Origin of the sequence: Bradyrhizobium sp. AZCC 2262 (genome assembly GCF_036924535.1) — a bacterium.
Classification (GTDB): domain Bacteria; phylum Pseudomonadota; class Alphaproteobacteria; order Rhizobiales; family Xanthobacteraceae; genus Bradyrhizobium.
This window is the reverse complement of record NZ_JAZHRT010000001.1, coordinates 1,027,197-1,053,794: the sequence shown is the minus strand read 5'-3', so window position 1 is coordinate 1,053,794 and position 26,598 is coordinate 1,027,197. Positions and strand designations below refer to the sequence as shown.

The following is a 26,598-nucleotide window of genomic DNA, read 5'->3' as shown; positions in this document are numbered from 1 at the left end:
CGCGAGACGGGGAAATCAGGGAGTTATCTGTTTAGGCATGATCCGGTCTGAAAACCGGAAGACCACTTTGCGCTAACGCGGCCCTTCGGGTCGGGATCATGCCTGAAGCGCGCCGCGCACCGCCTCGATGACGCGATCCTGCGCCGGCTCGTCGAGATAGGCGTGAATCGGCAGGCTGATGACATCGTCCGAGAGCTTTTCGCTCACCGGCAGCCCGCCATCCGCTACCGGGAAGCCCTTGTACGCGGTCTGCTGATGCATCGATTTCGTATAATAGACCATCGTCGGAATGCCCTGCGCCTTCAGCGCCGCCGCAAAGCCGTCGCGGTCGGTCCCCTCAGGCAGGCGGATGGTGTACTGCGCCCAGATCGAGGTGCATCCGGGAGCCAGCCGCGGCACCGTCACGAGGTTGCCGAGGCCGCGCGCATAGCGCTCCGCAACGCGATTGCGGGCCGCGATCTCGTCCCCGAAAATCTTCAGTTTCTCGATCAGGACCGCCGCCTGCATTGTATCGAGGCGCCCGGTCAAGCCTAGGCGCATATTGTCGTATTTGTCGGAGCCCTGGCCGTGAACGCGGATGCTGCGCAGCGTCTCGGCAAGTTTGTCGTCATCGGTAAAGATGGCGCCGCCATCGCCGAAGCAGCCGAGCGGCTTGGTGGGGAAGAAGCTGGTCGCGGTCGCAAGTCCCAAAGAGCCGATCCGGCGGCCCTTGTAGCTCGCGCCAAAACCTTGCGCGGCGTCATCGAGCACGAACAGGCCTTCGGCCTGCGCGACCTCGGCGATCGCATCGTGGTCGGCGCTTTGGCCGAACAGGTCGACGGGGATCACGGCCCGCGGCTTCAGGCCGCGCTGCTTCGCCGTCGCGATGCCGCGCCGGAGCGAGGTGGCGTCCATGTTATAGGTTGCTGCATCGACATCGACGAAAACCGGCGTCGCGCCGGTCAGCGCCACGGCTTCGCCGGTCGCGCAGAACGTGAACGACGGACACAGGACGGCGTCCCCGGGGCCGACGTCCTTGGCCATCAACACCATCAAAAGCGCGTCGGTGCCGCTCGCGCAGCTCACGACATGCTTGGCGCCACAGAAATCCGCCAAGGCCTTCTCCAGCACGGCAACTTCCGGACCATTGATGAAGAGGCAATGGCTCGTCACGCGCGAGATCGCCTCATCGATCGAGGTGCCGAGCCGCCGGCGCTGCGAGCCGAGGTCATAGAAGGGAACGGGTTCTGGACGCATGTGCTGGTTCATGGAGCCTTGCTTGGATCGGAATTAAGGTTCAGCCGACGATGCGGCGCGGTCCCTTGCGCGCGGCGGAGGCCGCGGGCTTGGCGGGCTGTTCGAGGCAGCGGATCGCGATTTCGAGGCTGGCGACGCCCTCGTCGCCGGAAACCGCCGGCACATTGCCGGTGCGGACGGCATCGAGGAATGCGATCAGCTCGGCGCGCAGCGGTTCGTCATGGCCGACCGGCAGATGCCGCATCGAATAGCTGCCGTCGGGCTTGAAGCCGAAGCATTCGGTCACCTGGCGCGTCAGGAGATCGCCCATCACATATTTGCCGCGGGTCGCAACGGTGACGCTGCGCGCCTTGAACGGCGTCAGCCAGTTGGTGTTGATGTGGGCGAGCACGCCCGAGGCGGTGCGGAACTGCAGCAGCGCGATATCCTCGCGCTCGGCGACCGCGCTGGAAAGCTGCGGCTGCACCTCGACGATATCGGATTCGGTGAACCAGCGGATCAGGTCGATATCGTGCACGGCGAGATCGATCACGACGCCGACATTGGACATCCGCGGCGGAAACGGCCCGACCCGGGTGATGCCGATCGAAAGAATATCCTCGCCCGAGATCGCCTGCTTGATCGCGGCGACCGCCGGATTGAAGCGCTCGACATGGCCGACCATCAGCGTCACGCCGGCGCTGCGCGCCGCGTTGACGATGTCCTGGCCCTCCTCCACCGTCGAGGCGACCGGCTTCTCAACCAGGATGTGGATGTTGCGCGTGATGCAGGCGAGCGCAATCTCGTGATGGAGATGGGTTGGTGCTGCGATCGTGATGGCGTCGACGCCCTCGTCAAACAGTTCGTCGAGTTCGGCGAACGCGCGGCAGCCGACGAGCGCGACGGCCCGCGCGCGGTGTTCCGGCAACGGATCGACGATGCCGACCAGCGTCACCCCGGACAGACCGGCCAGCACGCGGGCATGGTTGCTGCCCATCACGCCCGCGCCGACTACGCCGACGCGCAAGCCGCGCGTCGCGTCGGTCTTCGCATCAGATGCGAATCCTTTGATACTCATGATTTGTCGACCCCAAGCAGATTGCGCCAGCCACGCCCCCGCCGGTTCTCTAGCACGCCGTCACAAATGTGGCGAATGCCATCGACCGTTTCTGGACACGTTTTGATTCAAACAATTACATTGTTCTGGCGAGACTTAGGCACTGCGCCCGGTAGAACTACCGGGTCGCTCAACTGCGCTGGTAGTCGTCCTCGATGCGAATGATGTCGTCCTCGCCGAAATAGCTGCCGGTCTGGACTTCGATCAATTCTAACTGGATCTTGCCGGGATTCTCCAGCCGGTGCACCGCGCCGATCGGGATGTAGATCGATTCGTTCTCGTGCACGATCTTGACCAGTTCATTGACGGTGACCTGCGCCGTTCCGCGCACCACGATCCAGTGCTCGGCACGGTGGTGGTGCTTCTGCAGCGAGAGCCGCCCGCCCGGCTTGACGATGATGCGCTTGACCTGATGACGGTCGCCATTGTCGACCGACTGATAGGATCCCCAGGGCCGATGCACCCGGATGTGGTCCTCGGTGACCTGCGGCGCCACCGTCTTCAGCCTCGCGACGAGCCGCTTCAGCCCGTTGGCGTCCTGCTGCCTGCTGACCAGCACGGCGTCCTGGGTCGCGACCACCACGAGGTCGTCGACACCTTCCAGCGCGACCAGCGCGCGGTCGGTCGATACGTTGCAATTGCGGGAATCCTCGAACACCGCAGCGCCCCGCGCCGCGTTGCCGTCGCCATCCTTGCCGGACAATTCCCACACCGCATGCCAGGAGCCGACGTCGGACCAGCCGCACGCGACCGGCACAACCGCGGCGCGCGCGGTCTTTTCCATTACTGCGTAATCGATCGATATCGACTTCGCCGATCCGAATGCGGCCTCGTCGAGCTTGACGAATCCGAGATCGGTGCCTGCCTTGGTCACCGCATCCGTCACGGCCTGGACGCTTTCCGCATCGACCTTGCGATATTCATCCGTCAGCACGGCGGCGCGGAACATGAAGTTGCCGCTGTTCCAGAGATAGCCGGCCTCGACATAGTCAGCAGCCGTTGCTGGGTCCGGCTTCTCAACGAACTTCGCGACCGCGCGGACCTTTCCGGAAATAGCCTCGCCCGGATTGATGTAGCCATATTCGGTGGCGGCGCGCTCGGGCTGCACGCCGAACGTCACGATGTGGCCGGCTTCCGCGGCAGCCAGTCCCTCGCGGCAAGCGGCGAGGAAAGCGGGCGGGTCGCTCACGACGTGGTCGGCGGCGAGCGCCAGCACGATCGCATCCTTGTCGCGCGTCTCTGCAAAGGCGGCGCCGGCCGCGATCGCAGGCCCGGAATCGCGCCGCATCGGTTCGAGCAGCACGTCGGCCTCCAGCCCGATCTCCGCCAGTTGCTCGAGCACCATGAAGCGATAGGCGTTGTTGGTGATGATGACGGGCCGTTCAAACAGATCAGCATCGGAAACCCGCAACAGCGTGTCCTGGAACGTCGAGCGCGCCCCGAACAAGGACAGGAACTGCTTGGGGTGAACCTCGCGCGAGGCCGGCCACAGCCGCGTTCCCGCGCCGCCGCACATGATCAGGGGGATAATTCGTCGGTTCATCGGCGTCTCAGATCCTGTAGTAGTCACGATACCAGGCGACAAAATCGGCAAGCCCGTCCTCGATCGAGGTCTGCGGCCTGAAGCCGGTGTCGCGCATCAATTCTGCGACATCGGCGAAGGTTTCGGTCACGTCTCCGGGCTGCATCGGCAGCATCTCCCTGATCGCCGCGCGGCCCAATTCCCGCTCCAGAACTGCTACCACATGGGTCAGTTCCTCCGGATGATTATTGCCGACATTGTAAACTCTTGCCGGCGCCGCGTCGCCCTCGTGCGGGGGCTGGTCGACCAGTTGCAATACGACACGCGCCGCATCGTCGATATGGGTAAAGTCTCGCCGCATCCTGCCATGGTTAAAGAGCCGGATCGAAGTCCCTTCCGCGATCGCCTTGGTAAACAGGAAAACCGCCATATCGGGCCGTCCCCACGGCCCGTAGATGGTAAAGAACCGCAAGCCCGTTACCGGAAGCCGGTAGAGATGGCTATAGGAATGTGCAATCAGCTCATTGGCCTTCTTTGTGGCGGCGTAGAGGCTGACCGGATGATCGGTTTTGTCGTCTACCGAAAACGGTAGTTTCGTATTGGCGCCGTAGACCGACGACGAAGATGCATAGACCAGATGGCCGCATCCGTGATGCCGGCACCCCTCCAGCACATTGACGAAGCCTTCGAGATTGGCGCCGACATAGGCATGCGGATGGTCGATCGAATAACGCACGCCGGCCTGCGCCGCGAAATGCACCACCCTGGCAAAGCGATGTTCGGCGAACAGGCGTTCCATTGAGGCGCGATCGGCGAGATCGATCTGCTCGAACGCGAAGCCCTGCTCCCCGCGCAGGATGTCCAGCCTGGCCCGCTTCAGCGCCGGATCGTAATAATCGTTGAGATTGTCGAGGCCGACCACGGCGCGGCCTTCGGCGAGCAGCCGGCGAGCGACGTGGAAGCCGATGAAACCCGCAGCTCCAGTGACCAATATGGGTTGATCCGGCATCGTATCCTTGGAAGGCAGCGCTCAAGGCTGAAATCTCTGTCCGGGCCTCTTTACCTGCGTTGGCGAGGCCGCCGCAACACCTAGCAGCCCCGCTATTGCCAGATCGGCCTGAAAACCATACCAAGGCGCCGAATTGCATCGCTTTTTGCACCCCTTCTCAAACCCCGCACGGGCGAGATGCGCCGTATCCTGCTTTCGACGTTGAAGATTGTGGTCTCGGCGGCGCTCCTGTATTTCTCGCTGCGCAAGGTCGACCTCGCCGAGCTCGTCGCCCGCATCGACGTTTCCAGCCTGAGCTGGCTCGGCGTGGCGATCGCCGTGACGTTCCTGCAGATATTCATCGGCGTGCTGCGATGGCGCGAGATCAGCGCGGAGTGCGGCGCACCGCTGCCGACGCGGCAGGCGATGCGCTTCAACGTGATCGGAACCTTCTTCAACCAGACGCTGCCCTCCTCGATTGGCGGCGACGCGGTGCGGCTGTGGCTGGTCGCGCGCAGCGGCCACGGCTGGCGGGCTGCGACCTATTCGATCTTTGTCGACCGCGCCATCGGCCTGATCGCGCTCGCGGTGGTGATCGTCGCAAGCCTGCCCTGGAGCTACCGCCTGATCACCGATCCGCACGGCAGGTCGGCCTTGCTTTTCGTGGATTTCGCAGCCCTTGCCGGCGGCCTCGGATTTCTCGTGCTCGGCCGGCTGCCATGGCCGTGGCTGAAGCACTGGTGGGGCACCCACCACATCCACGCCTGTTCGGTGATCGCCAATCGCGTGCTGTTCGGCCGCGTTCACGGCCCGAAAGTCGCCGTGTTGTCGCTGCTGGTGCACGTGCTCGCCGTCGTCATCGCCTGGTGCGTGGTGCAATCGATCGAAGCCCCCGTGCTGTTCGGCCAGATCTTCCAGCTCGTTCCGCCGGTCATGCTGATCACCATGGTGCCGATCTCGATTGCCGGCTGGGGCGTCCGCGAAGCCAGCATGGGGCTCGCGTTCGGCTATGCCGGGCTGATGGCCAACGAGGGCGTCAACATCTCCCTGCTCTTTGGCGCGGTATACTTCATCGTCGGCGCGGTCGGCGGGCTGGTCTGGATACTGAGCGCCGAGAAGGCCGCGCAGGGCACGGTGCCGATAGAAGTTCCCAAATAATTGCCGAGCAACTTTCCACGCGGATAGAATGGCCAGTTCGCAACTACTGCTGTCGTTGGCCGCCGCAGTGCCGGCGGCGCTGTTGTCGGGCGTCCTGACATGGGCGATCCGGCCGATGCTGATTCGGATAGCGCTGGCAAAGCCAAATGCGCGCTCGTCCCATCGGGTTCCGACGCCGCAAGGCGGGGGCATCGCGGTGGTCGCGGCCACGCTGATCGCGGCCGTTGCGGTCATCGCCTTTGCCGGCGCGGCGGAGATAAAAATTCCCGTCGCGGTATTCGTGGCGACGCTGTTCATCGCGACCGTAGGTTTTGCCGATGACGTCAATTCCATCCCCGTAGTGCCGCGGCTGCTGCTGCAGGGGCTCGCCGTCGCCGCGGTGATCTTTGCCACGCCGGAAAACTTGCGGATCGTTCCCGCCTGCCCGCTATGGCTCGAGCGCGGCTTGCTGTTGCTCGCAGGCCTGTGGTTCGTGAACCTCGTCAACTTCATGGACGGGCTGGACCTGATGACGGTTGCCGAGATCGTGCCCGTCACCGGCGCGCTCGTTCTGCTCGGCTGGCTCGCCGAACTTCCGGCGCCTGTGACGATCATCGCCGCGGCGCTGTTCGGGGCGATGCTCGGCTTCGCGCCGTTCAACCGGCCGGTGGCGAAGATCTTTCTCGGCGACGTCGGCAGCCTGCCGATCGGCCTGCTGGCCGGCTGGTGTCTGCTGCAACTCGCCTGGCATCAGCAGGTTGCGGCCGCCCTTTTGTTGCCGCTCTATTATCTCGCCGACGCGACTGTCACGCTGTTTCGGCGGATGGCACGGCGCGAGCCGTTCTGGGCAGCTCACCGCACCCATTTCTACCAGCGCGCCACCGACAACGGATTTTCCGTATCAGGTGTGGTGCGCGAAGTATTTGCACTCAATGTCCTGCTGGCGACGCTGGCGATCGGCGCGGCCATGACCTCGTCGACCGCTATCGCCGTCCTGCTCTTCGTCATCGGCGGCCTCGCCACGGCGCTCCTGATGCGCCGTTTTTCCCGCCGGCAGCGATAGTCAATCAGCCGGGGTGAAGCGGAGCGTGCCTGCTCGACGCGTTGGCCTGCCGGTGTCGTTCGTGTGATTGACGCCATCCGTGACAGGCACCTCAGGGAAATCGAAAGGGCTCACGCCGTCCAGGCAAGCCACGTTTACAGCATATGAATTCTGGTTAGATCGTCGTTGATGATGTGTGTATATTCCGCAGCGAGAACAGAAGAAGTGCTGCGCTGATCCGGTATGGAAGCGGTAGCTTGTCAACGCATCGTCGCCCTGCAGGACCTTGATCCCACCCATTTCCGCCATGACAACGACGGCGCCTCGCATTCGGCAGTAAGAGCAGGTGCAGCGGCGGATCGAATCGAAGCCGTCGCTGAGCGTCACCTCGAAACGCACCGCACCGCAATGGCACTGGCCAGCCCGAACGTTCGTGTCGTCCACCATATTGTCTGTGTCCCCTGTTCAGATCAGTTCTTTCGCCCGGTCTTGGTGGGCGTACGAGACCGTCTTGGCGACGTCAACGCGTCGTTCGGCTGCGGCTGCGTGCTTGTGATTCCACGGCCTAATTCCGTTTCTGCTGCAAAAGCTCGCGGATCAGGCTGCAATACTCGGTCATCGCGATCTCAAAATCGAAACGTCGGGAAATTTCCGCGGCGCGCTCGGCCCGCCGCGGATCTTCGGCGCCGGCGGCGCGGCTAACCGTGTTCGCGAGCTCATCGGCACTGCCGGGTTGGACGACCCAGCCGACATCGTGTTCGGTCACCGTCAACGCCGCCTCGGCATCCGCTTCGGAAACCAGGATCACCGGGCGGCCGATCGCCAGCAGATTGTAGAACCGGCTGGGTACCGATACGCCCGCGGCGTTCCGGCGGTAGGGAATGATCCAGACGTCCGCCGCAGAAAGAAACGTCTCGAGTTGGTCGTCCTCGACGCGATCGACCAGCGTGACGTTCGGAAGCTTTGCCTCGGCCTGCATCGCGCGCAATTGATCGAATCCGATCCCCCAGCCCGACAGCAGGAAATGAATGTCCCTGCTCTCGCGCAGCAATCGCGCGGCCTCGAACACGATGACGGGATCGTGGGTAAAGCCGAGATTGCCGGAAAGCCCGACGACGAAGCGGGCGGAAAGCGGCCGGCGATAAGGATTATCTGGATCGACCGCGCGAACGCCGCGCTCGAGCGTCGCCCAGTTCGGTATGAAGCGAATCTTGTCGCTTGTCATTCCGCCATAGCGCAGCAGCAGCTTTTCGGTATCGCGGCCGATGATGACGACGGCGTCGAGCGCGCGAAACATCGGCGCGTTCAAGGCGCGCATCGCTTTCGCCACGATCGACTGCGGCTTCAGCAGGCCCGCCATGATGAGAACGTCGGGATAGAGATCGTGCATGATCAGCACCGACCTCGCGCCCTTCAATTTCGCGGCGGCGGCGAATGCATAGGGCAGCATGAAGGGTGCGGGCACGGTGAGCGCGACGTCGCCGCGGCGCAGCTTCAGCAATAGCGTAGCGAACATCCGGATCGTGAACAGCAGTTCGGCCAAAGCGCGCTTGAGCAACGCAGCCTTGCCGGGCATCCAATTCTTCACTTCGACGACCGCAGGCTTGCCGGCAGCCGCTTTGGCGGCGGAGCCTGCCGTCCCCGACAGCACCAGGACTTCGGCTTTCCGCGCCACGCGTTCCCCGATCGCCGCCATGATCGCGGCCGTCGTGCTCGGATCCGGCGGATAATGCTGGCTGACGACGACGACTTTTCGGGACTTCTGCATCATGGCTTTCGAAACGGCCCGCACGGCCGGCGGGCACCGAAAAAGTTCAGGCGGCGTTCGAGCCGAATTCGGGCACGGCATCCTTGAGCACCGCGCGGATGGTGGAACGGTCGTCCCGCGCAATCGCATCCTCCAGCGCCGCGAGCCATTTGCTCAAGGTCTGCATCGGTGGCTCGTTCGGCTTGGCCGCCATGATGCCGGCGACCCCGATCTCCACCGGCGGCTCCTCGCTGGCGAACAGGATCTCGTTCAGCCGTTCGCCCGGCCGCATGCCGCTGAACACCACCTCGATATCGATGCCGGGTTCGAGGCCGGACAGGCGGATCATCCGCTCGGCAAGCTCCACGATCTTGACCGGCTGCCCCATGTTGAGGACGTAGACGGAGACATCGGGCCGCGCCGGCGTCAGCGCATGGGTGGCCGCGGTCAGCACAAGATCGCAGGCTTCGCGGATGGTCATGAAGTAGCGGACCATGTCCGGATGCGTCACCGTGACCGGGCCGCCGGCCTCGATCTGTGCCTTGAATTTCGGCACCACCGATCCGTTGGAGGCCAGCACGTTGCCGAACCGCACCGAAATCAGCCGCATGTGCGGCTTGCCGTCCGATTGCGTCATCAGGTCATGGTCGAGCGCCTGGCAATACATTTCGGCAAAGCGCTTGGTCAGGCCCAGCATCGAGACTGGCTCGATCGCCTTGTCGGTCGAGATCATCACCATTGCGGTTGCACCCGCCGCCCGCGCGGCGTCGGCGACGTTGACCGACCCGAAGATGTTGGTCTTGACGCCCTCGCTCCAGTCGCGCTCGAGGATCGGCACGTGCTTCAGGGCGGCGGCATGGAAAACGATATCGGGCTTGAATTCCCGCATCAGGTTCATGATCCGGTCACGATCGCGGATATCGGCGATACGGCCCTCGATCACGGCATTGGCCGCGCGCGCCGCCAGCGCCTCCGTCACCGCATAAAGCGCCGGTTCGGAATGCTCGATCACCAGCAGCCGCGCGGCGCCGAAGGTCGCGACGCGGTCGCAGATCTCCGAACCGATCGAGCCGCCGCCGCCGGTGACGATCACCGCCTTGCCTTTCACCAGCGTTTCGAGCCTCGCGTAGTCGATCTTCTCGCTCGGCCGCAGCAGCAGGTCTTCGACGGCGACATTGGTCAGCCTCGGCACATCGCCGCTTTCGAGCGATGGCAGGCGGCTGACGAACAGGCCGAGCCGCTTGGCGCGCATCAGGACCGCCTCGGGATGCGCCTCGGGTTCGAACGCCGACGGGGTCATCACGATTCGCGAGATCGGTTTTCCTCGTCCGGCATAATCGCGCACCACATCCTCGACATCGTCGAGGCCGCCGAGCACCGGCACGTTGCGGATCGACTGGCCGCGGTCCGCGGCCGACGGCGACAGCACGCCGACCGGCCAAAGGTGCTTGACCGCGCCGCTCTCGATTGCGCGCAACAGCACCTCGGCGTCGGCGGCGCGGCCGATCAGCAGCGTCGACGACGCCCCTTCGGTCTGGGCATGGCGACGAACGCGCGAGTAACGGAAATAGCGATAGCCGAAACGGAGCGCGCTCAGCGCGAACACCTGGAGGAACCAGTAGAGCACGATGGTGATGCGGCCGAACAGCACCGGCGCCTTGCCGCTCGATGCCCCGAAAATGAAGGCATAGTCCAGCACGATGAGCGCCACCGTCAGAACGCTGGCCACACGCATGATGTTCAGCGCATCGGGGAGCGAAATGAAACGCCATTTCGTCGTCGTCAGGTTAAAGACGTAGCAGATCACGACGCTGAAAACGATGAAGAGGGGCAGAATACGCAGCAACAGCGGCAGGCGGGCATAGAAGGCCTCGCCTCCCTCGAAGCGCAGATAGAAGCTTGCGAGCAGCGCAAACGCTGTCGCCAGCGCATCATGCGCTGCGATCAGGTAATTGCGACGGGTCAGTTGCGAAAGAGGCGTCATTCCAATGGCCGGCTGCGGAAACGATCGGGATTTGCAAGGCGTCCCTGGCCCGCTGATATCTTATCTGCGGCGCGCATGCCAGCGATCATGGCCGGACTGTTCCGGAAGATTCCGCGGCCTCCGATCTGGCGCGTAGCACCATGCCACCGGCTATGCCGACGCCCAGCACATACATCCAGCCTTCATGAAAATCGAATAGATGCGAGTTGAACAGCGAACTGAACACGTTCTGCAGCACCACCATCAGCCCGATCCAGGCCGCCAGCCCCTCGCCGCGAAACAGCGCGAAATGCGAAAGCCACATCGCATACAGGATCACGACCCCGACCGTGCCCCACTGGACCGCGACGTTAAGGGTCTGGTTGTGCGGGTTCCCGATCACCTGCCCCTGCGCCAGCACGGCAGGGCCGGTCGCCGCCGCCTCGAACAGCCGGCGCGTCGATCCCGTGCCGTGGCCGATGACCGGCGCCTCGGCAAAGAACCGCAACGACTTCTCCCAGAATTCGAGCCGCAGCCCGATCGATGTCGGCTGGTTGAATTCCTTGTAGATCTGGTAGTCCCGCGTGAACTTGTCGGTCGTCGCCTGCAGATGAGGCGATAGCGTCCAGGCCAGCGCGCCGAGCATGGCGGCGGCGACGAACAGCATGATGTTGGTACGCCATTTCAGGTGCGCCATTGCGAACACAGCGAGCATCACCGGCAGCGTCACCAGTGCCGTGCGCGACACGACGACGAACACCATGTTGACGACAAAGTTCGCCGCGACCAAGGTCAGCAACAGCGCTTGCCGGATTTTCCCTTCTCGCAGCAGCGTGATGATGGGGAAAGCAAGCACGACCGTGCACAACACGAATTCCTGGCTCTGGTCGATGTAGTTCTTGACGAAGATGCCGTGCCCTGTCGCCTCGCCGGGAGCCTTCAGCGAAAGGCTGGGATCAATCGCAACCATCCAGGACGCGGCCGTCAGCAGCGTGCAGGACACCAGGAACGCGATGAATACCCACATGCCGCGCGTCGAGCGCTCGAAATGATAGAACAGGAACGGCAGAAAGAGCAGCTTCGTCGCCGGGCTCAGCGCATAGAGGCGCGCGCCCCAGAGTGCGTCCGACCACAGGGTTCCCAGCGCCGCAAGCGCAACGAGCGCGATCGGCAGCGCGCAGATTGGACGCTGCAACGATCGCAGGAACGGGCGCAGTTCGAGGGTCGCGGCCAGAGCGGCAAGCCAGAGCAGCATGCCGATGCCCACGCCGCTGGTCGACCACGGCAATAACACCGCTACCAGCACCGCGATAAGATCGACGTTGAAAATCCGTACCGCCGGATCGCGCGCGGATGAAAGCAGTCGAGAGACCATCGAGCCGATGAAATTCATCTCAATACGCCCGCTATCCGCCGTCATCGCCGTTCGGCCAGTTGATTGCGTTGCTTGGCCGCGAGCGTCATACCGCCCGCAACCCCGACTCCCAGCACATACATCCATCCCTCATGAAAATCGAAGAGGTGCGAATTGAACAGCGAGGTGAAGATATTCTGCACCACGACAAGCAATCCGATCCAGGCGACGAGCCCCTCGCCACGAAACAGCAGAAGATGCACCAGCCACATCGCGTATAACAGGATGACCCCAACCATACCCCACTGCACCGCAATGTTCAACGTCTGGTTGTGCGGATTGGCAATAACCTGATCCTTCGGCTCGTGGTTGGTCGCGGCCCGCTCGAACAGCCCGCGCATCGAACCTGTTCCGTGGCCGATGACCGGCGCCTCCGAAATGAACCGCAGCGATTTTTGCCAGAACTCCAGCCGGAGCCCGATCGACGTCACATGCTCGTCCGTCTTGTAGTACCGATAGTCCCTGAGCAGGCTTTGCGGTCCCCACCGCACGTCAGGCGTGGCAAACCAGAGCAGGCCAGCCAGCACGAGCATGACGCCAATGAGGATCAGGCTCGTTCGCCGCTTCAGGTGAAGCAGCGCAAATACGCCTGCCATGATCGGCATCGTAACGATGGCCGTCCGCGAGACGGTCACAAACACCATGTTGACGAGAAATCCGAGCGAGATCGCGCCCAGCACCAGCGCCTGCCAGATCCGGTTGGTGCGCAGCAGGCGGATGATCGGATAGGCCAGCGCTACCACGCACAGCGCAAACTCCTGGCTCTGGTCGATATAGTTCTTGACGAAGATGCCGCGCGCCCCCGGCTCATTCGGGGTCTTCAGCGTGAAGCTGGGATCAATCGTAACCAGCCACGATACGGCCATCAGCAGCACGCAGGACACCAGGAAGGCGACAAAGACCCACATCCCGCGCGACGACCGCTCGAAATGATAGAACAGTCCGGGCAACACCAGCAGCTTGAGGGTGGGAGCGACGGCGTAAAGCCGCGCACTCCATGTCGCGTCCGACCAGAGCGTGCCGATGAGAGCCAGACCGACCAGCGCAAACGGCAAATAGCAGATCGGCTGTTTCAGCAGGCGGCCGTAGTCCCGCCAGTCCATCACCCATGCCACGGCGCCGAGCCAGCAGGGCACGAAGATCGCCACCAGCGTCGTCGACCAGGGCAAGGCGAGCGCGGCCAGAATTGCAAAGACGTCCGCAATCGTCGTCCACAGCGCCCGGTCACGCCAGTACCGCCGCACCAGCAACATCGGTGGAGCCGCAGCGCTCAGGCTCACGCCTTGCCTCCCCGCGCGCGGTCGACCAGCGACGTCGTGCTGTGGCCCGGCATAATGTCGACGAGCACGACCTCGCCGCCGGCAGCCTCGACGATCTCATGGCCGACGACCTGCTCGCGGGTATAGTCTCCGCCCTTGACCAGCACGCTCGGCCTCACTTTCGTGATCAGTTCGATCGGCGTGTCGTCCTCGAAGATCGCGACGAGATCGACCGCTTCGAGCGCGGCCAGCACCTCGGCGCGTGCGCCCTCGTCCTGAACCGGACGTCCCTCGCCCTTCAACCGCCTCACCGAGGCGTCGCTGTTGAGGCCGACGATCAGCCGGTCGCAGGCGCCGCGCGAGGCCGTCAGCACCTTGACATGGCCGGGATGCAAGATGTCGAAACAGCCATTGGTGAAGCCGATGCGCAGCCCCTGCCGGCGCCACTCCGCCAGATGTGCATCGAGATCGCCGCCAACAGGCACGATCTTCTCTTCGGCCGCCAGCGACGCATGGGGGAGGATTTTCCGCCGCAACTCCGCCGGCGTCACGGTCGCAGTGCCCTTCTTGCCGACCGCAACCGCCGCCGCCGCATTCGCCATCCGCAGCGCGGTCTCCCAGTCGGCCCCGGCCGCAAGCGCCAGCGCCAGCGCGGCGGCGACCGTGTCGCCCGCCCCCGAAACGTCGCGCACCTTGACCGGCAACGCCGGCACATGGATCGCCTCGCCGCCGCGAGCCACCAGCGTCATGCCGTGTTCGCTTTGCGTCACCAGCATCGCCTCGCAATCGGCCAGAACCATCGCGTCCTGCGCCGCGCCGGCAATGCTCTGGTCGGTCTCGGCGCGGCTGCGGGTGGCTTCGGCAAATTCCTTGCGATTCGGCGTCAGCAACGTGGCGCCGCGATAGATCGCGAAATTGGCGCTCTTGGGATCGACGATCACGCGCTTGCCGAGCTTCTTCGCGGCGTCGATGATGTTGCGGATGACGCGCGCCGTCAGCACGCCCTTGGCGTAGTCGGACAGCAGCACGATATCGGCGCGTGCGACCTGCGGCAGGATCGCGTCGATCAGCTTTTGCTCGATCTCGGCCGAGGCAGCAACGGCCTGCTCCCAATCCGCGCGCAGCATGTGGGTGGAAAAATGCTCGGAGACGAAGCGCACCTTGCGCGTCGTCGGGCGGGAGGAATCGGTGACCAGCACGGCCTCGATCAGCTTCTCCCGCGCCAGATCGGCCTTCAGTTTCGCGCCCGCCTCGTCCTCGCCGACCAGACCTGCAAAGATGCAGCGCGCGCCGAGAGCGGCGATGTTGCGGGCGACATTGCCGGCGCCGCCGATATTGGTCTCGCTGCGCTGGACCGCGATGACCGGCGCCGGCGCTTCCGGCGAAATGCGCGACACCTCGCCATAGACGAATTCGTCGAGCATGAGGTCGCCGACGCAGAGCACGGTCTGACGCGGGATCGCCTGGCTCAGGGCTTCAAAATCAAACATCTGTCCACCTGGTGCCTATCAGCGAAAGCGATCGTCGCGATCGAGAAAACCCTTCACGTAACGCTCGACCGCGTCTTCCAGCGCGGTGAAGCCGCCGTTGTATCCGGCGCGCAGCAGCCGATCGACTTCGCTCTGGGTGAAGTATTGATAGCTGCCGCGGATCGCTACGGGCATATCGATATACTCAATGTTCGGCTGGGCGCCGAGTGCCGCATAAGCCGACAGCATCAGGTCGCGAAAGCTGCGCGCGGTGCCGGTGCCGACGTTGAAGATGCCGCTGACGCCGGGCGCAGCCAGCAGCCACATCGTCACGCGCACGACATCGTCGACATAGATGAAGTCGCGGCGCTGGTCGCCGTCGGCGATGCCTTCGCGGTGCGACTTGAACAATTGCACGGGGCGCCCGGCCTTGACGTCGTCGAAGCGCCGCGCCAGCACGCTCATCATCGTGCCCTTGTGATATTCGTTGGGGCCAAACACGTTGAAGAACTTCAATCCGGCCCATTGCGGCGGCAGCCGTTCGCCGCGCGCGGCGCGTTCGGCCACCGCCATGTCGAACAGATGCTTGCTCCAGCCGTAGAGGTTCATCGGCCGCAGCTTCTTCAGCGCGTCCATGGACTGGTCATCGCCAAAGCCGTCGCCGCCGTCGCCATAGGTCGCCGCCGAGGACGCGTAGATCAGCGGCGTGGCGTTCGCCGTGCACCAGTCCAAAAGCCGCATCGACAGCCGGAAATTGGTCTCGATCACCAGATCGCCGTCGGTCGCCGTGGTCTCGGAGATGGCGCCGAGGTGAATGACGGCCTCCAGCCGGCGGCCCTTCAGCCAGTCCATCAGTTCCGAGGGCGGCACGATATCGGCGAGCCGGCGCTTGGCCAGATTGCGCCATTTGCCGTCATGGCCGAGCACGTCGCACACGACCACGTCCCGGCCGGCGTCATTTAACGCGGCCACGACGTTCGATCCGATAAAACCGGCGCCCCCGGTCACCAGCAACATGCCATCCCCTGCCATGATTGTCCGGCAAAGCTTTGCCCCACTCCCGCGCGGCAGGCAACTTTGTATCTTGGGCAAGTGAAGGCCAATCGACAGCTTTACCTGTCGATGCGGAGCGGTTACCGACGGGGCCGCAACTGGTTAGTGGCGATATAATCAAAGTATGAATACAAATTCACCAGATAGGATCGAAATGGAGGATGCCGCCGACACCAGGCCGATCCTCATCGTCCCCTATATGTGGATTGGCGATTTCGTCCGCGGCCATACCGTCGTGCGGGTATTGAAGCAGCGCTGGCCGAACCGCCCGGTCGACCTGTTGGTGACCCCCCTTTGCGCCCCGCTGGTCGACTACATGCCGGGCGTCCGGGCGGGCATCGTCTGGGATCTGCCCCGCAGCCGGCTTGCGCTGGCGAAGCAGTGGGGTCTCGCATCGGAACTGCGCGCCCGGGGTTATGGAACCGCCCTCGTCCTGCCCCGCACCTGGAAGGCCGCGATTGCCCCCATGCTGGCCGGTATCCCCGAGCGGGTGGGGTTTTTCGGCGAGGCTCGATTCGGGTTGATCAACCGGATGCGCTGGGGCGAGAAGGCCCTGCTCCGCTTTATCGACAAGAATGCCGCATTGGCACTGCCGGCAGGCGTGCCGCTGCCGGGCGAATGGCCGGTGCCGCAACTCGTGGTGCCGCGTGAGGACATCGCGCGCTGGCGGCAGGCCAATGAATTGGGCTCAGGCCCGGCGGTGGCGCTGGCCCCCGGGTCCGTCGGCGCCTCCAAACGCTGGACCTATTACCCCGGCGCCGCACGGCTCCTGGTCGAGCGCGGGCTCGACGTCTGGGTGGTCGGCGGCCCCGGCGAGAAGGCGCTGGCGCAGGAGATCGTTGCCGCCGGCCGCGGCAAGGTCCGCGACCTCACCGGCACTGACCTGCGCAACGGCATCCTGGCGATGGCGGCGGCCGGCGTCGCCATCTCGAACGATTCCGGCCTCATGCATATCGCGGCGGCGGTCGGCACGCCGACCATCGGCATTTTCGGCCCCACCAGTCCTTATCTGTGGGCACCGCTGAACGGCCTCGCGGCCACGGTTCTTCAGACCAAGGCAGTGCTGCCCTGCCAGCCCTGCCAGCGCACGGTCTGCACCATGAACGACCACCGCTGCATGCGCGACATCGATCCCGCCTACGTGGCCGACGTGGCGCATCGGCTGCTGGTCACTCAGCCCAGAGCCTGATCGGTTCTGATTACATCAGAACCGGGCTCTGTTCCTTGTTTTGACGCGTTTTCCTTGCGCGAACCGGCATCCACTTCGCTCGAAAACGCTATAGCTTACGATAGACCGCGGCGATCGCATTCGCTTCCGCATCGAGGCTGAACTTTTGCAGCACGCGCGCACGCGCGCGCTCGCCCATCGCGATGGCCGATGCCGGATCGCACATCAGCGGCTCCAATGCGGCGGCCAGCGCATCGGCATCACCCGGCGGCGTCAGCACGCCGGTCACGCCGTCCTCGACCACGAATTCGGCTGCGCCCGCGCGCGCCGCCACCAGCGCCGCACCTGACGACATCGCCTCGATCAGCGTCAGGCCAAAACCTTCATTGCGCGAGGTGAAGGCATAGATCGTCAGCCGCCGATACCAGCGCTGCACCTCCTCGATTGCGAGCTCGCCCGTGATGACGATGCGCGACTGCAGTCCGGCGGCCTCGATCTGTTGTTTCAAGCCGTTGGCAAATCCCTGCTGCTCCGGCACGACAGCGCCGACGATGATGGCGGTGAAATCGGGATAGCGCGGCAACAGCCGGCACATCGCCTCGACAAAGACGTCGGTGCCCTTTTGCGCGCGCACCCGGCCGAAGCAGCCGATTGCGTAACGCCCCGGCAGTTTGGCTTCCGCAAGCGCCGCCGCGCGGTCAGCCGGCGGCGCATACGCATCAGTATCGACGCCATGCATCACCACCGTTGCCTGGCGCTTGAGAAACGACGCCGAAAGCTCGGACGTGGCGATCACCGCATCCATCTGCCGGATCAGCCAGCGCGTCAGCCGCTTGTGATGCCGCTGTGCGGCCGAAGTGAAGACGAGCTTCAGCGGCCAGCCGAGCGCGCGCAGCAATAACCCTGCGATCATCTCGTCATTGCGGCGCGCGTGCCAGATCAGCGGCGTGCCGTGACGCCGGAGTTTCAAAAGCTCCGCAAATCCCATCCGCGCGATGCCGTCGGGCGCGTGTGGCCCGAGCCATGCCGCCCGGTACATCCGGGCGAGCTTCGGCGCCACCATCCGGTTGGTCGCCGTGACGCCCGAATAGCGCCTGTGCAGATTCGGCACGATCAGTTGCAGGTTACTGGCCAAATTGTTCTCGATCGGCACGTCCGGCTCCGTTTCGGCCAGGTTCTATACGCAACATTAAGCATAGTGGCCAGTTCGCCCGTGCCGAAACCCACTCTTCACCGCAGCCCAGCTAGCATCGCCTCCAGTAGAGCGCGACCAGCATAATGTGGAAACCGGTTTTGCATCCGGGCGCGCTTCCCAAATTCAAGAGCGAGAGGTGGCCCATGACCGTGCTCGTCACCGGTGGCGCCGGCTACATTGGAAGTCATATGGTGCATGCGCTGGCGGATGCCGGCGAAAGCGTCGTCGTGATCGACAACCTGTCCACCGGATTCTCCACCTTCCTGCCGGAAGGCGTGCCGCTGTTCATCGGCGATGCCGGCGATGAAAATCTCGTCGCAGGCGTGATCGCCCAGCACGGCATCGAGAGCATCATCCATTTCGCCGGCTCCATCGTGGTGCCGGATTCCGTGCGCGATCCGCTCGGCTATTATCGCAACAACACCATGACGACGCGCAGCCTCTTGAATGCCGCGGTGAAGGGCGGCGTCAACCGCTTCATCTTCTCGTCGACGGCTGCCGTCTACGGCGATCCGGACCAGGTGCCGGTGCCCGAACATGCGCCGACACGGCCGGCGTCGCCATACGGCTCTTCCAAGCTGATGACGGAAATCATGCTGCACGATGTCGCCACCGCGCATGGCATGAACTATGTCGTGCTGCGCTACTTCAACGTCGCCGGCGCCGATCCGCATGGCCGCTGCGGCCTCGCCACCGTCGGCGCCACGCATCTGCTCAAGATCGCGGTCGAAGCCGCGACCGGCCAGCGCGCCAAGATCGACGTGTACGGAACAGATTACCCGACGCCGGACGGCAGCTGCATCCGCGACTTCATCCATGTCAGCGATCTCGCGCAGGCCCATCGCGCCGCGCTGGCCTATTTGCGCGGGGCGAGAGGCTCGATCACGCTGAACTGCGGCTACGGCCGCGGCTATTCGGTGCTCGAGACCATCGAGGCCGTCCGCCGCGTCTCGATGCGCAATTTCGCGGTTTCCTATGCGCCGCGCCGCCCCGGCGACATCATGACCATGGTCGCCGACACGCGCCGGATCCATGCGACGCTGGACTGGACGCCGCAATTCGACAATCTGGAGACCATCGCCGCCCACGCGCTGGCCTGGGAACAGAAGCTGTTCCGCGACCGCGGCGGCCTTCCGCGGCATGCGGAATCGGCCTGAAATCAATCGCTTATTTGGCTTGAAAAAGCCCCGCCAAGCAGGCAAGGACTAACCCGCAAAAGCCCTGACGCGCCGGTCTACCGGCCCCGTCAATGGAACGCGGATGACCGAACTTCCAAGCAAGCCGACCCGAAAAATTACCGACGATCCCTATGGCGCGGCGATCCTGATTCGCCGCCTCGTCATGGAACAGGGTTTTGTCTATTGGCGGCGCTATGTGACCGCATTCGCGCTGATGGGCGTGTCCGCCGGCGCCACCGCCGGCTCCGCCTATATCCTGGGCCAGGTGATCAACCAGGCCTATATCGACAAGAACGTCACCGGCATCGCCATTCTCTCCGGCGTCACCGTGGTGCTGCTGTTCATCAAGGGTCTGGCGACCTACGGCCACACCGTGATCCTGTCCAAGATCAGCAACGCCATTCTCGCCAACAACCAGCGGCGGCTGTTTGCCAAGCTGATGAGCGAAAGCATCGGATTCTATTCCGAGCGGCATTCCTCCGAATTTTTGGCGCGGCTGACATCGGGCGCAAAATCCATTACCGACGTCCTGACGCTGCTCATCAACGCCGTCGGACGCGACGTGCTGCTGCTGGTCAGCCTGATATTCGTGATGGTGACGCAGGATCCGGTGCTGTCGTTTATCGGCCTCGTCGTGGTGCCGCCGGCGATGCTGATCCTGCGCAAGTTGATAAAGCGCATCAAGGGCCTCGCTCACAACCAGTTCACCGGCAGCGCCGACATCATGGAGACCATGCAGGAATCGCTGCAGGGCATCCGCACGGTGAAGGCATTTACGCTGGAAGCGACCATGCAGCGGCGGATCGACGAGAACATCGCGGTCGTCGAGCGCAACGCCAACAAGATGGCGCGGGTCTCAAATCGTTCCAACCCGCTGATGGAAATGCTCGGCGGCTTTGCGGTCGCCGGCTGCCTGCTTTATGGCGGTTACAGCGTGGTCGCGCTCGGCGCTACCCCCGGACAGTTTTTTTCCTTCATGACTGCGTTCCTGCTGGCGACCGAGCCTGCCAAGCGGCTGGCACGGCTCAACATCGACCTCAACAGCCAGTTGGTCGGTGCGCGCATGCTGCTCGAAATCGTCGACAGCCCGGCGAGCGAGCCCGCCGACAACGACAAGCCGGCGCTAAAGCTCTCGAACGCGCGGGTCGAGTTCCGCGACGTCAATTTCGCCTACCGGCCGGACGAACCGGTGCTGAAGAACATGAGCTTCATCGCTGAACCCGGCAAGACCACCGCTTTGGTCGGCCCCTCCGGCGGCGGCAAATCCACCGTGCTGGCGCTGTTGCTGCGGCTCTATGAGGTGAAGCAGGGCGAAATCCTGATCGACGGCCAGGACATCTCGGGCGTATCGCGGCATTCGCTGCGCGCCCAGACCGGCTATGTCGGACAGGACGTCTATCTGTTCCGCGACACGATCGGCGCCAACATCGCCTTCGGCAAGGCAGATGCCACCAGGGACGAGATCGTGGCGGCGGCGAAAGCGGCTTGCGCGCACGATTTCATCATGGGCTTTCCGCTCGGCTACGCCACGCCCGTCGGCGAGCACGGCACGCAGCTATCCGGCGGCCAGCGCCAGCGCATCGCGGTGGCGCGGGCGCTGATCAAGAACGCGCCGGTCATCCTGCTCGATGAAGCGACCGCGGCGCTGGATTCGGAATCCGAAAAAGCCGTGCAGGAAGCGATCGACCATCTCTGCCAGAACCGCACCACCATCGTGATCGCCCACCGCCTGCACACCATCATGCACGCCGACGCCATTCTGGTGGTCGAAGGCGGCGAGATCGTCGAGCGTGGCCTGCATGACGATTTGCTGCGGCGCGGCGGCCGCTATGCTTCGTTCTTCCGCCTGCAGCAGCGCGATGCCGGCCACCCCAGTCTGGCGCCGGTCAGCGCAACCGCGTAAAGGCTATTCCCGAATTTCCAACCGTAACCCGTTGAGATCCTTTTCATGAGCGCAGCCTCCTACGTCATATCAGCAGCCCCGCAGCCCACGCTTCCCGTCGTCGGCGAGGCAGGCACCTATCCGGTCCGCCGCATCTGGTGCGTCGGGCGCAACTATCTCGAGCACATCCGCGAGATGGGCAATGACGAGCGCGCGCCGCCGTTCTTCTTTGCCAAGCATGCCGACATGCTGGTGCCCGATGGGGCCACGGTCCCCTACCCGCCGCTGACCAAGGATCTGCATCACGAGGTCGAGCTGATCGTCGCGATGAAGAGCGGCGGCCTCAACATTCCAGCCGACAAGGCGCTCGACCATGTCTACGGCTATGCGGTCGGCATCGACCTCACCCGCCGCGACCTGCAGATCGCCTCGCGAAAGAAGGAGCGGCCGTGGGAAGTCGGAAAGTCCTTCGACTATTCCGCGCCCTGCTCCGCGATCCAGCCCGCTTCCAAGATCGGCCATCCCGCCAAAGGCAAGATCTGGCTGACGGTCAACGGCAAGGAAACCCAGAAGGGCGACCTCACCGAACTGATCTGGAGCGTGCCCGAAATCATCTGGCAGCTCTCGCAGCAGGTAAAACTCGCCGCCGGCGACATCATCATGACGGGCACACCCGCCGGCGTCTCCCAGCTGCAGCCGGGCGACAAGATCGAGTGTGGTGTCGACGGCGTCGGCACGCTGAAGGTGAACATCGGCAAGCCGGAATAACGACCGGCAACACCTGTATCAGACAGAAGGCCCCGGAGATGATCCGGGGCTTTTTCATGGGCAGCAGGATGGGTAGAGCGAAGCGAAACCCATCATCTCACCGCCCGCTCCGGAATCGATGGGTATCGCTTCGCTCCATCCATCCTGGGCCGCTGCGTGCGTCCCGTCACAGTGATACCCCGAACACCGCCTGCCGGTTGCAAGATCCGCAAAACTGACACAGATTTCAACTATTGCCGGACAACAACGGCGAACGTCAGAGTGGAGGACACGTCCATGATCAAGGTAAGCGTAATGTATCCCAATACGCCCGGCGGGCGCTTCGATCACGATTACTACCGCGACAAGCATATGCCGCTCGTGAAGGCACGCATGGGCGATGCCTGCAAGTCCTACACGGTCGACAAGGGTATGGCCGGCGGCGTCCCCGGCGCTCCAGCGACCTATGTCGGGATGTGTCACATCTTCTGCGACTCGGTCGAGGCCTTCCAGTCCGGCTTCGGGCCTCATGCCAAGGAGATCATGGCCGACATCGCGAACTATACCGACCAGTCTCCAGTCATCCAGATCAGTGAAGTCGTCGTAGGCTGACAACCCGGCAGCCGCAGCCCGGATGAGCCATCGGACGCGCAATCGTGCGCCCCGATGGCTGATGCGGGTTACTTGCTGCGCGATTACCGCAACGCAGATAAGACAATCAACCCAACAATCCCGATCATCAGGCTGTACTTCAGCGCGTAGTAAACCTTGCGGTTCCACTCCTTGACCTTGCGGCTGGCGAGGTGAACCTCATAAAGCCTGCCGAACACCTTGTTGAGCGCGCCGACATGCTCGCCTTCCATGTTCTGGGTCGCGGACGCCTTGACGATGTGATGGCTGACCCAGCGGTTGATCGCGGTCATGAAGCCGAACTTCATGGGGCGCTCAACGTCGCAGAACAGGATGATGCGGTTGACGTCGGTGGCATTCTCCGCGCTGTGAATAAAAGTCTCGTCGAACATGAAGGCCTCGCCGTCGCGCCAGACGCATTCGACGCCGTCGACCAGGATGCGGCATTTGTCCGAATTGGGCGTGACGAGCCCGAGGTGATAGCGCAGCGAGCCGGCAAAGGGATCGCGATGCGCGCCGAGCTTGCCGCCAGGCGGCAGCATGGCGAACATCGCGCCGTGCACCGTCGGGATCGAATTCAGGAGCTCGACCGTCTTCGGGCACAGCGTGCGCGCGGACGGAAGAAAGTCGTCATACCATTTCAGGTAAAACCGCTTCCAGCCGCTCTTGAAGAACGAATAAAAACCCCAGTCGTTGTTCTTGGCGGCGGCGCGGATAAAGCCCTCGTCGAACAGCCGCACCGCCTCCTCGCGAATCGTCTCCCAGTTCTCGCTGAGCTTTGTCAGTTCCGGAAAGCGCGCGACCGGGATCACCGGCTGGTTCGGAACCGCCGAGCCCGCATACATCAGCACGTTGTAAGGCGCGAGATAGGTCGAGTGATCGCCGAGTTGGCGCGCGATCCGAAGCCGCTCGCGGCCGCGGAAGTGAACGTAGAGCGTCGATGCGACGAGAATGTAGAGAACGACGAGTTGTGGCGCGAAAAGCTGCTGTAGCATTTTCCGGTTCCTGTACCCGTGATGCGCGGATTTGATCCGCGGCCAGGAAATTCGGGGTTGGTGTTGGTTCCGCTTGGTTACATTTCGGCCTTATTTACCAATGCTCCCGCCCCGTCATCAAGGCTCCGGAAACGAGTTCAAGAAAACGTCAACGCGGCGGCTACACCGGGAAACGGCAAGCGCAGCCCGGATGAGCGAGCGTCCGCCGCAGCTCGAAGCGCGTCGGCGGAAGCGTAACCCACCGTTCGTTGCGCCAAGGCGGCGAATGACGCCTGCGCTCATCCGCGCTACGGACTGATTTGCTTCGCGCACAAGGGCAACTTCATGCGGCGGCATGCGACACAATGGCACGACGGGCAAATCACCGAAAACCTGTCCAGCCCTTCGCGCAAAAATATTCTGCTTTCGTTCTCACCCAAATCAGCCGCATAACTCCGCCCGTCTCACGGCGGATGAGGGGCGTTGGCCATCGTCACGAACGCGCAGTGAGATGCGATGGACGCGAGAGCCAAGACTGACGTGTGTGGCTCAAGCGTACGGCGAAGTCGTATGGTTCGGGCGCCGCGGTGCTGGCGTTAAGTTGGCGGGATCTGTCTCGCTGGCGACGGAGGCAAAAGAGCCGTTCTCCGGGAAGAGCACGAAGTAAGTCGTAAAGCCATTGCGCAGGGAAGGCCGGAATGCTCCCGCTGCCCTGTATGCTCGTGTGCACTTTTGTTTGCGCAAATCGCACGCGAGACCGCGGGTGCAGCAAGCACCCGGTCTTCCCTGCGCCCTCTGAACAAGAGGGCGGGAAGTTCACAAGCAAACCTCGGACGCAATGCGCCGCGAGGTCGCGAAACTATGTCCCCCGTCATTGCGCCCGCAATTGAACAGGCACGACAATTGAATCCGAAAATCGAAGAGGCGAGCTCCTCAGCCCCGCAGCGCCTGCAGGCCCTTGAAGGTCAGGCGCTTCGGGTCGCGGACGCCGGCCAGATAGAATTTGCGGATGAAGGCGGCGGCCGCCTCGCGGTCGCAATCGGTCAGCGCCACGATGGCATCGACGGCAATTCGCTGGGCGTCCATGGGCTTCCTCGTGCTGTCAGGGGCCACAAGCCACGCAGCGTAAGGGTGCGCCGGTTAATTCGGCGTTAACCGTGAGGACACCTTGAACGATTCGCGCTCGCATACGTATACGCGAAACGACGCATGGGGCGTCCGGACGCACCTCGCGCGGCGGAACCGCTCACGAATACTGCATTACCCCGTCGTCGACCTTGCCGTAGCGCAGGGTGACGATGTCGAGCGCGTAATTCTGGTACAGCCGCCACGGCCGCTTCGAGCCCTGCTTGGGCAGCTTGGCGATCGAGCGCTGCACATAGCCCGACGAGAAATCCAGCGACGGCAGTTCGGTGACGTCAGGATCGACATTATGCGGCATGCACTGCTTGTAGCCGTTGCGGTCCATGTAGTTGATCAGCCGGCAGACATATTCGCAGGTGAGATCGCATTTCAGCGTCCACGACGCGTTGGTGTAGCCGAACGCCGAGGCCATGTTCGGGATATCCGAATACATCATGCCCTTGTAGTTCAGCGTTCGCGCGAAATCGACCGTGCGGCCGTCGACGCTGACCTCGAGGCCGCCGAGCACCTGCAGGTTCAACCCCGTGGCGGTGACGATGATGTCGGCCTCGATCTCACTGCCGTCCTTCAGCTTGATACCACCCTTGGTGAAGGTGTCGATCTCATGGGTGACGACGGAGGCGCGCTTGTCGCGGATCGACTTGAACAGGTCGCCATCGGGCACCAGGCAGAGCCGCTGCTCCCACGGATTGTAGCGCGGCGTGAAGTGCTTGGCCACGTCGTATTCCGGCCCCAGCGCCATCTTGACGCCGCCGAGGATCAGTTCCTTGGCGCGATCCGGCTTGCGGCGGCAGAGCTGGAAGAAATACATGCCGAACAGCACGTTGCGCCAACGGATCATGTGATAGGCGAGTTTTGCCGAGAGATTCCTGCGGAGCTTGTTGGCGAGCGCATCTTCCGCCGGCCGCGCCACCACGTAAGTCGGCGAGCGCTGCAGCATGGTGACGTGCGAGGCGGTCTTCGCCATCTCCGGCACCAGCGTCACCGCCGTGGCGCCCGAGCCGATCACGACGACGCGCTTGCCGGCATAGTCGAGATCCCCAGGCCAATTCTGCGGATGCACGATCTGGCCGGCGAAGTCAGCCGTGCCGGAAAATTCCGGCGTGTAGCCTTCCTCGTATTTGTAATAGCCCGAGCACATGAACAGGAAATTGCAGGTGAAGCTGACGATTTCGGTCGCGCCCTCGCCCACCGTGCGTTCGGCTTCCACGGTCCAGCGCGAATCCGGCGACGACCACGACGCGCGCTTGACGCGATGGTGGAAGCGGATCTTGCTGTCGATGCCGTTGTCGACAGCGGTCTCGCAGACGTAGTTCAGAATCCGCGGCCCGTCGGCGATCGCCTTCGGCTCGGTCCACGGTTTGAACGAATAGCCGAGCGTATACATGTCCGAGTCGGAGCGGATGCCGGGATAGCGAAACAGATCCCAGGTGCCGCCGATGCAGTCGCGTCCCTCCAGGATCACGTAACTCTTGCCGGGACATTTCTCCTGCAGGTGATAGCCCGCGCCGATGCCGGACAAACCTGCGCCGACGATGAGGACGTCGAAATGTTCTGCCGTATCGGTCATGACGATCTCCCTGCTGCCCGATCTAATGGGCAGAGGAGAGAAATTGCAACTCGCATTGTCAGGTTGCCGCGACGATACAGGCTGTATCGAAATTCATTGCTGAAGCTCAACTATCGCAGGCTGTGCGACCGACCAGCAAAAAGCCCCGGATCGCTCCGGGGCTTGTTGAGGCTCTGCTGTTTGCT

22 protein-coding genes are annotated in these 26,598 nt (G+C 63.5%); 7 read left to right on the top strand and 15 right to left on the bottom strand.

Features of this window, described 5'->3' with window-relative positions:
- Positions 1-96 precede the first annotated feature (96 nt).
- From V1283_RS04755 to V1283_RS04740, 4 genes are all read right to left on the bottom strand, one after another.
- Positions 97-1,248, bottom strand: coding sequence for a DegT/DnrJ/EryC1/StrS family aminotransferase (locus V1283_RS04755; protein WP_334385295.1), 1,152 nt, complete (start codon positions 1,246-1,248; stop codon positions 97-99).
- Positions 1,249-1,276: 28 nt separating this feature from the next.
- A complete protein-coding gene (locus tag V1283_RS04750; protein ID WP_334385294.1) occupies positions 1,277-2,293 on the bottom strand; it encodes a Gfo/Idh/MocA family oxidoreductase in 1,017 nt (338 codons plus the stop codon).
- Between the two features lie 169 nt (positions 2,294-2,462).
- Positions 2,463-3,875 (bottom strand): mannose-1-phosphate guanylyltransferase/mannose-6-phosphate isomerase, encoded by a 1,413-nt coding sequence (locus V1283_RS04745; protein ID WP_334385293.1) that lies wholly within the window; start codon positions 3,873-3,875, stop codon positions 2,463-2,465.
- A 7-nt stretch (positions 3,876-3,882) separates the two neighbouring features.
- Positions 3,883-4,863, bottom strand: coding sequence for an NAD-dependent epimerase (locus tag V1283_RS04740; protein ID WP_334385292.1), 981 nt, complete (start codon positions 4,861-4,863; stop codon positions 3,883-3,885).
- A gap of 177 nt (positions 4,864-5,040) precedes the next feature.
- On the opposite strand from V1283_RS04740, the gene V1283_RS04735 reads away from it, so the two are divergent.
- Together V1283_RS04735 and V1283_RS04730 are read left to right on the top strand one after the other, a co-directional pair.
- Positions 5,041-6,000: a lysylphosphatidylglycerol synthase transmembrane domain-containing protein gene (locus V1283_RS04735; protein ID WP_334385291.1), complete on the top strand. Its 960-nt coding sequence runs from the start codon at positions 5,041-5,043 to the stop codon at positions 5,998-6,000.
- A 28-nt stretch (positions 6,001-6,028) separates the two neighbouring features.
- The gene (locus tag V1283_RS04730; protein ID WP_334385290.1) at positions 6,029-7,042 is read left to right on the top strand and encodes an MraY family glycosyltransferase; all 1,014 of its coding nucleotides are present in this window, start codon (positions 6,029-6,031) and stop codon (positions 7,040-7,042) included.
- Here V1283_RS04730 and V1283_RS04725 read toward each other — a convergent pair whose 3' ends face one another.
- The 7 genes from V1283_RS04725 to rfaD all read right to left on the bottom strand — a co-directional run bounded on the left by V1283_RS04725 (position 7,043) and on the right by rfaD (position 15,890).
- On the bottom strand, positions 7,043-7,468 hold the full coding sequence (locus tag V1283_RS04725; protein WP_334385289.1) for a GFA family protein: 426 nt from the start codon (positions 7,466-7,468) through the stop codon (positions 7,043-7,045).
- A gap of 118 nt (positions 7,469-7,586) precedes the next feature.
- Entirely contained in the window at positions 7,587-8,789 is a 1,203-nt protein-coding gene (locus V1283_RS04720) for a glycosyltransferase family 4 protein (RefSeq protein WP_334385288.1), read from the bottom strand.
- A 46-nt stretch (positions 8,790-8,835) separates the two neighbouring features.
- Positions 8,836-10,752, bottom strand: coding sequence for an SDR family NAD(P)-dependent oxidoreductase (locus V1283_RS04715; protein WP_334385287.1), 1,917 nt, complete (start codon positions 10,750-10,752; stop codon positions 8,836-8,838).
- An 85-nt stretch (positions 10,753-10,837) separates the two neighbouring features.
- A complete protein-coding gene (locus V1283_RS04710; protein WP_442895701.1) occupies positions 10,838-12,124 on the bottom strand; it encodes an O-antigen ligase family protein in 1,287 nt (428 codons plus the stop codon).
- Positions 12,125-12,147: 23 nt separating this feature from the next.
- Positions 12,148-13,425 carry an O-antigen ligase family protein gene (locus V1283_RS04705; RefSeq protein WP_442895700.1) on the bottom strand — a complete coding sequence of 426 codons (1,278 nt, stop codon included), beginning with the start codon at positions 13,423-13,425 and terminating at the stop codon, positions 12,148-12,150.
- Positions 13,422-14,894, bottom strand: a complete 1,473-nt coding sequence (gene rfaE1, locus V1283_RS04700; RefSeq protein ID WP_334385286.1) for a D-glycero-beta-D-manno-heptose-7-phosphate kinase — start codon at positions 14,892-14,894, stop codon at positions 13,422-13,424. Before rfaE1 ends, V1283_RS04705 begins: the two co-directional genes overlap by 4 nt.
- Positions 14,895-14,912: 18 nt before the next feature.
- Positions 14,913-15,890 (bottom strand): ADP-glyceromanno-heptose 6-epimerase, encoded by a 978-nt coding sequence (rfaD, locus tag V1283_RS04695; protein WP_334385284.1) that lies wholly within the window; start codon positions 15,888-15,890, stop codon positions 14,913-14,915.
- Between the two features lie 160 nt (positions 15,891-16,050).
- Between rfaD and waaF the strand changes: the two genes are divergently transcribed.
- Positions 16,051-17,115: a lipopolysaccharide heptosyltransferase II gene (gene waaF / locus V1283_RS04690; protein WP_334385283.1), complete on the top strand. Its 1,065-nt coding sequence runs from the start codon at positions 16,051-16,053 to the stop codon at positions 17,113-17,115.
- 88 nt (positions 17,116-17,203) lie between these two features.
- Here the strand turns inward: waaF and V1283_RS04685 are convergent, their stop codons facing one another.
- The gene (locus tag V1283_RS04685; RefSeq protein ID WP_334385282.1) at positions 17,204-18,247 is read right to left on the bottom strand and encodes a glycosyltransferase family 4 protein; all 1,044 of its coding nucleotides are present in this window, start codon (positions 18,245-18,247) and stop codon (positions 17,204-17,206) included.
- A gap of 185 nt (positions 18,248-18,432) precedes the next feature.
- Between V1283_RS04685 and galE the strand changes: the two genes are divergently transcribed.
- The 4 genes from galE (at position 18,433) to V1283_RS04665 (ending at position 22,708) form a co-directional block, all read left to right on the top strand.
- Positions 18,433-19,446 carry a UDP-glucose 4-epimerase GalE gene (gene galE / locus V1283_RS04680; protein ID WP_334385281.1) on the top strand — a complete coding sequence of 338 codons (1,014 nt, stop codon included), beginning with the start codon at positions 18,433-18,435 and terminating at the stop codon, positions 19,444-19,446.
- A gap of 103 nt (positions 19,447-19,549) precedes the next feature.
- Positions 19,550-21,370, top strand: coding sequence for an ABC transporter ATP-binding protein (locus V1283_RS04675; RefSeq protein WP_334385280.1), 1,821 nt, complete (start codon positions 19,550-19,552; stop codon positions 21,368-21,370).
- A 45-nt stretch (positions 21,371-21,415) separates the two neighbouring features.
- A complete protein-coding gene (locus V1283_RS04670) occupies positions 21,416-22,117 on the top strand; it encodes a fumarylacetoacetate hydrolase family protein (RefSeq protein WP_334385279.1) in 702 nt (233 codons plus the stop codon).
- 276 nt (positions 22,118-22,393) lie between these two features.
- Complete coding sequence (locus V1283_RS04665; RefSeq protein WP_334385278.1) at positions 22,394-22,708, top strand: EthD family reductase; 315 nt, start codon at positions 22,394-22,396, stop codon at positions 22,706-22,708.
- 83 nt (positions 22,709-22,791) lie between these two features.
- Here V1283_RS04665 and V1283_RS04660 read toward each other — a convergent pair whose 3' ends face one another.
- The 3 genes from V1283_RS04660 to V1283_RS04650 all read right to left on the bottom strand — a co-directional run bounded on the left by V1283_RS04660 (position 22,792) and on the right by V1283_RS04650 (position 26,413).
- Positions 22,792-23,721, bottom strand: a complete 930-nt coding sequence (locus V1283_RS04660) for an aspartyl/asparaginyl beta-hydroxylase domain-containing protein (protein WP_334385277.1) — start codon at positions 23,719-23,721, stop codon at positions 22,792-22,794.
- A gap of 912 nt (positions 23,722-24,633) precedes the next feature.
- Complete coding sequence (locus V1283_RS04655; protein ID WP_214492169.1) at positions 24,634-24,786, bottom strand: hypothetical protein; 153 nt, start codon at positions 24,784-24,786, stop codon at positions 24,634-24,636.
- A gap of 160 nt (positions 24,787-24,946) precedes the next feature.
- On the bottom strand, positions 24,947-26,413 hold the full coding sequence (locus V1283_RS04650; RefSeq protein WP_334385276.1) for a flavin-containing monooxygenase: 1,467 nt from the start codon (positions 26,411-26,413) through the stop codon (positions 24,947-24,949).
- Between the last annotated feature and the right edge of the window lie 185 nt (positions 26,414-26,598).

What these genes read in the sequence shown, in the direction of transcription:
- V1283_RS04755 (WP_334385295.1), bottom strand. Translation starts at nt 1,248, where the DNA reads ATGAACCAGCACATGCGTCCAGAACCCGTTCCCTTCTATGACCTCGGC.
- V1283_RS04750 (WP_334385294.1), bottom strand. Translation starts at nt 2,293, where the DNA reads ATGAGTATCAAAGGATTCGCATCTGATGCGAAGACCGACGCGACGCGC.
- V1283_RS04745 (WP_334385293.1), bottom strand. Translation starts at nt 3,875, where the DNA reads ATGAACCGACGAATTATCCCCCTGATCATGTGCGGCGGCGCGGGAACG.
- V1283_RS04740 (WP_334385292.1), bottom strand. Translation starts at nt 4,863, where the DNA reads ATGCCGGATCAACCCATATTGGTCACTGGAGCTGCGGGTTTCATCGGC.
- V1283_RS04735 (WP_334385291.1), top strand. Translation starts at nt 5,041, where the DNA reads ATGCGCCGTATCCTGCTTTCGACGTTGAAGATTGTGGTCTCGGCGGCG.
- V1283_RS04730 (WP_334385290.1), top strand. Translation starts at nt 6,029, where the DNA reads ATGGCCAGTTCGCAACTACTGCTGTCGTTGGCCGCCGCAGTGCCGGCG.
- V1283_RS04725 (WP_334385289.1), bottom strand. Translation starts at nt 7,468, where the DNA reads ATGGTGGACGACACGAACGTTCGGGCTGGCCAGTGCCATTGCGGTGCG.
- V1283_RS04720 (WP_334385288.1), bottom strand. Translation starts at nt 8,789, where the DNA reads ATGCAGAAGTCCCGAAAAGTCGTCGTCGTCAGCCAGCATTATCCGCCG.
- V1283_RS04715 (WP_334385287.1), bottom strand. Translation starts at nt 10,752, where the DNA reads ATGACGCCTCTTTCGCAACTGACCCGTCGCAATTACCTGATCGCAGCG.
- V1283_RS04710 (WP_442895701.1), bottom strand. Translation starts at nt 12,124, where the DNA reads ATGAATTTCATCGGCTCGATGGTCTCTCGACTGCTTTCATCCGCGCGC.
- rfaE1 (WP_334385286.1), bottom strand. Translation starts at nt 14,894, where the DNA reads ATGTTTGATTTTGAAGCCCTGAGCCAGGCGATCCCGCGTCAGACCGTG.
- rfaD (WP_334385284.1), bottom strand. Translation starts at nt 15,890, where the DNA reads ATGTTGCTGGTGACCGGGGGCGCCGGTTTTATCGGATCGAACGTCGTG.
- waaF (WP_334385283.1), top strand. Translation starts at nt 16,051, where the DNA reads ATGAATACAAATTCACCAGATAGGATCGAAATGGAGGATGCCGCCGAC.
- galE (WP_334385281.1), top strand. Translation starts at nt 18,433, where the DNA reads ATGACCGTGCTCGTCACCGGTGGCGCCGGCTACATTGGAAGTCATATG.
- V1283_RS04675 (WP_334385280.1), top strand. Translation starts at nt 19,550, where the DNA reads ATGACCGAACTTCCAAGCAAGCCGACCCGAAAAATTACCGACGATCCC.
- V1283_RS04670 (WP_334385279.1), top strand. Translation starts at nt 21,416, where the DNA reads ATGAGCGCAGCCTCCTACGTCATATCAGCAGCCCCGCAGCCCACGCTT.
- V1283_RS04665 (WP_334385278.1), top strand. Translation starts at nt 22,394, where the DNA reads ATGATCAAGGTAAGCGTAATGTATCCCAATACGCCCGGCGGGCGCTTC.
- V1283_RS04660 (WP_334385277.1), bottom strand. Translation starts at nt 23,721, where the DNA reads ATGCTACAGCAGCTTTTCGCGCCACAACTCGTCGTTCTCTACATTCTC.
- V1283_RS04655 (WP_214492169.1), bottom strand. Translation starts at nt 24,786, where the DNA reads ATGGACGCCCAGCGAATTGCCGTCGATGCCATCGTGGCGCTGACCGAT.
- V1283_RS04650 (WP_334385276.1), bottom strand. Translation starts at nt 26,413, where the DNA reads ATGACCGATACGGCAGAACATTTCGACGTCCTCATCGTCGGCGCAGGT.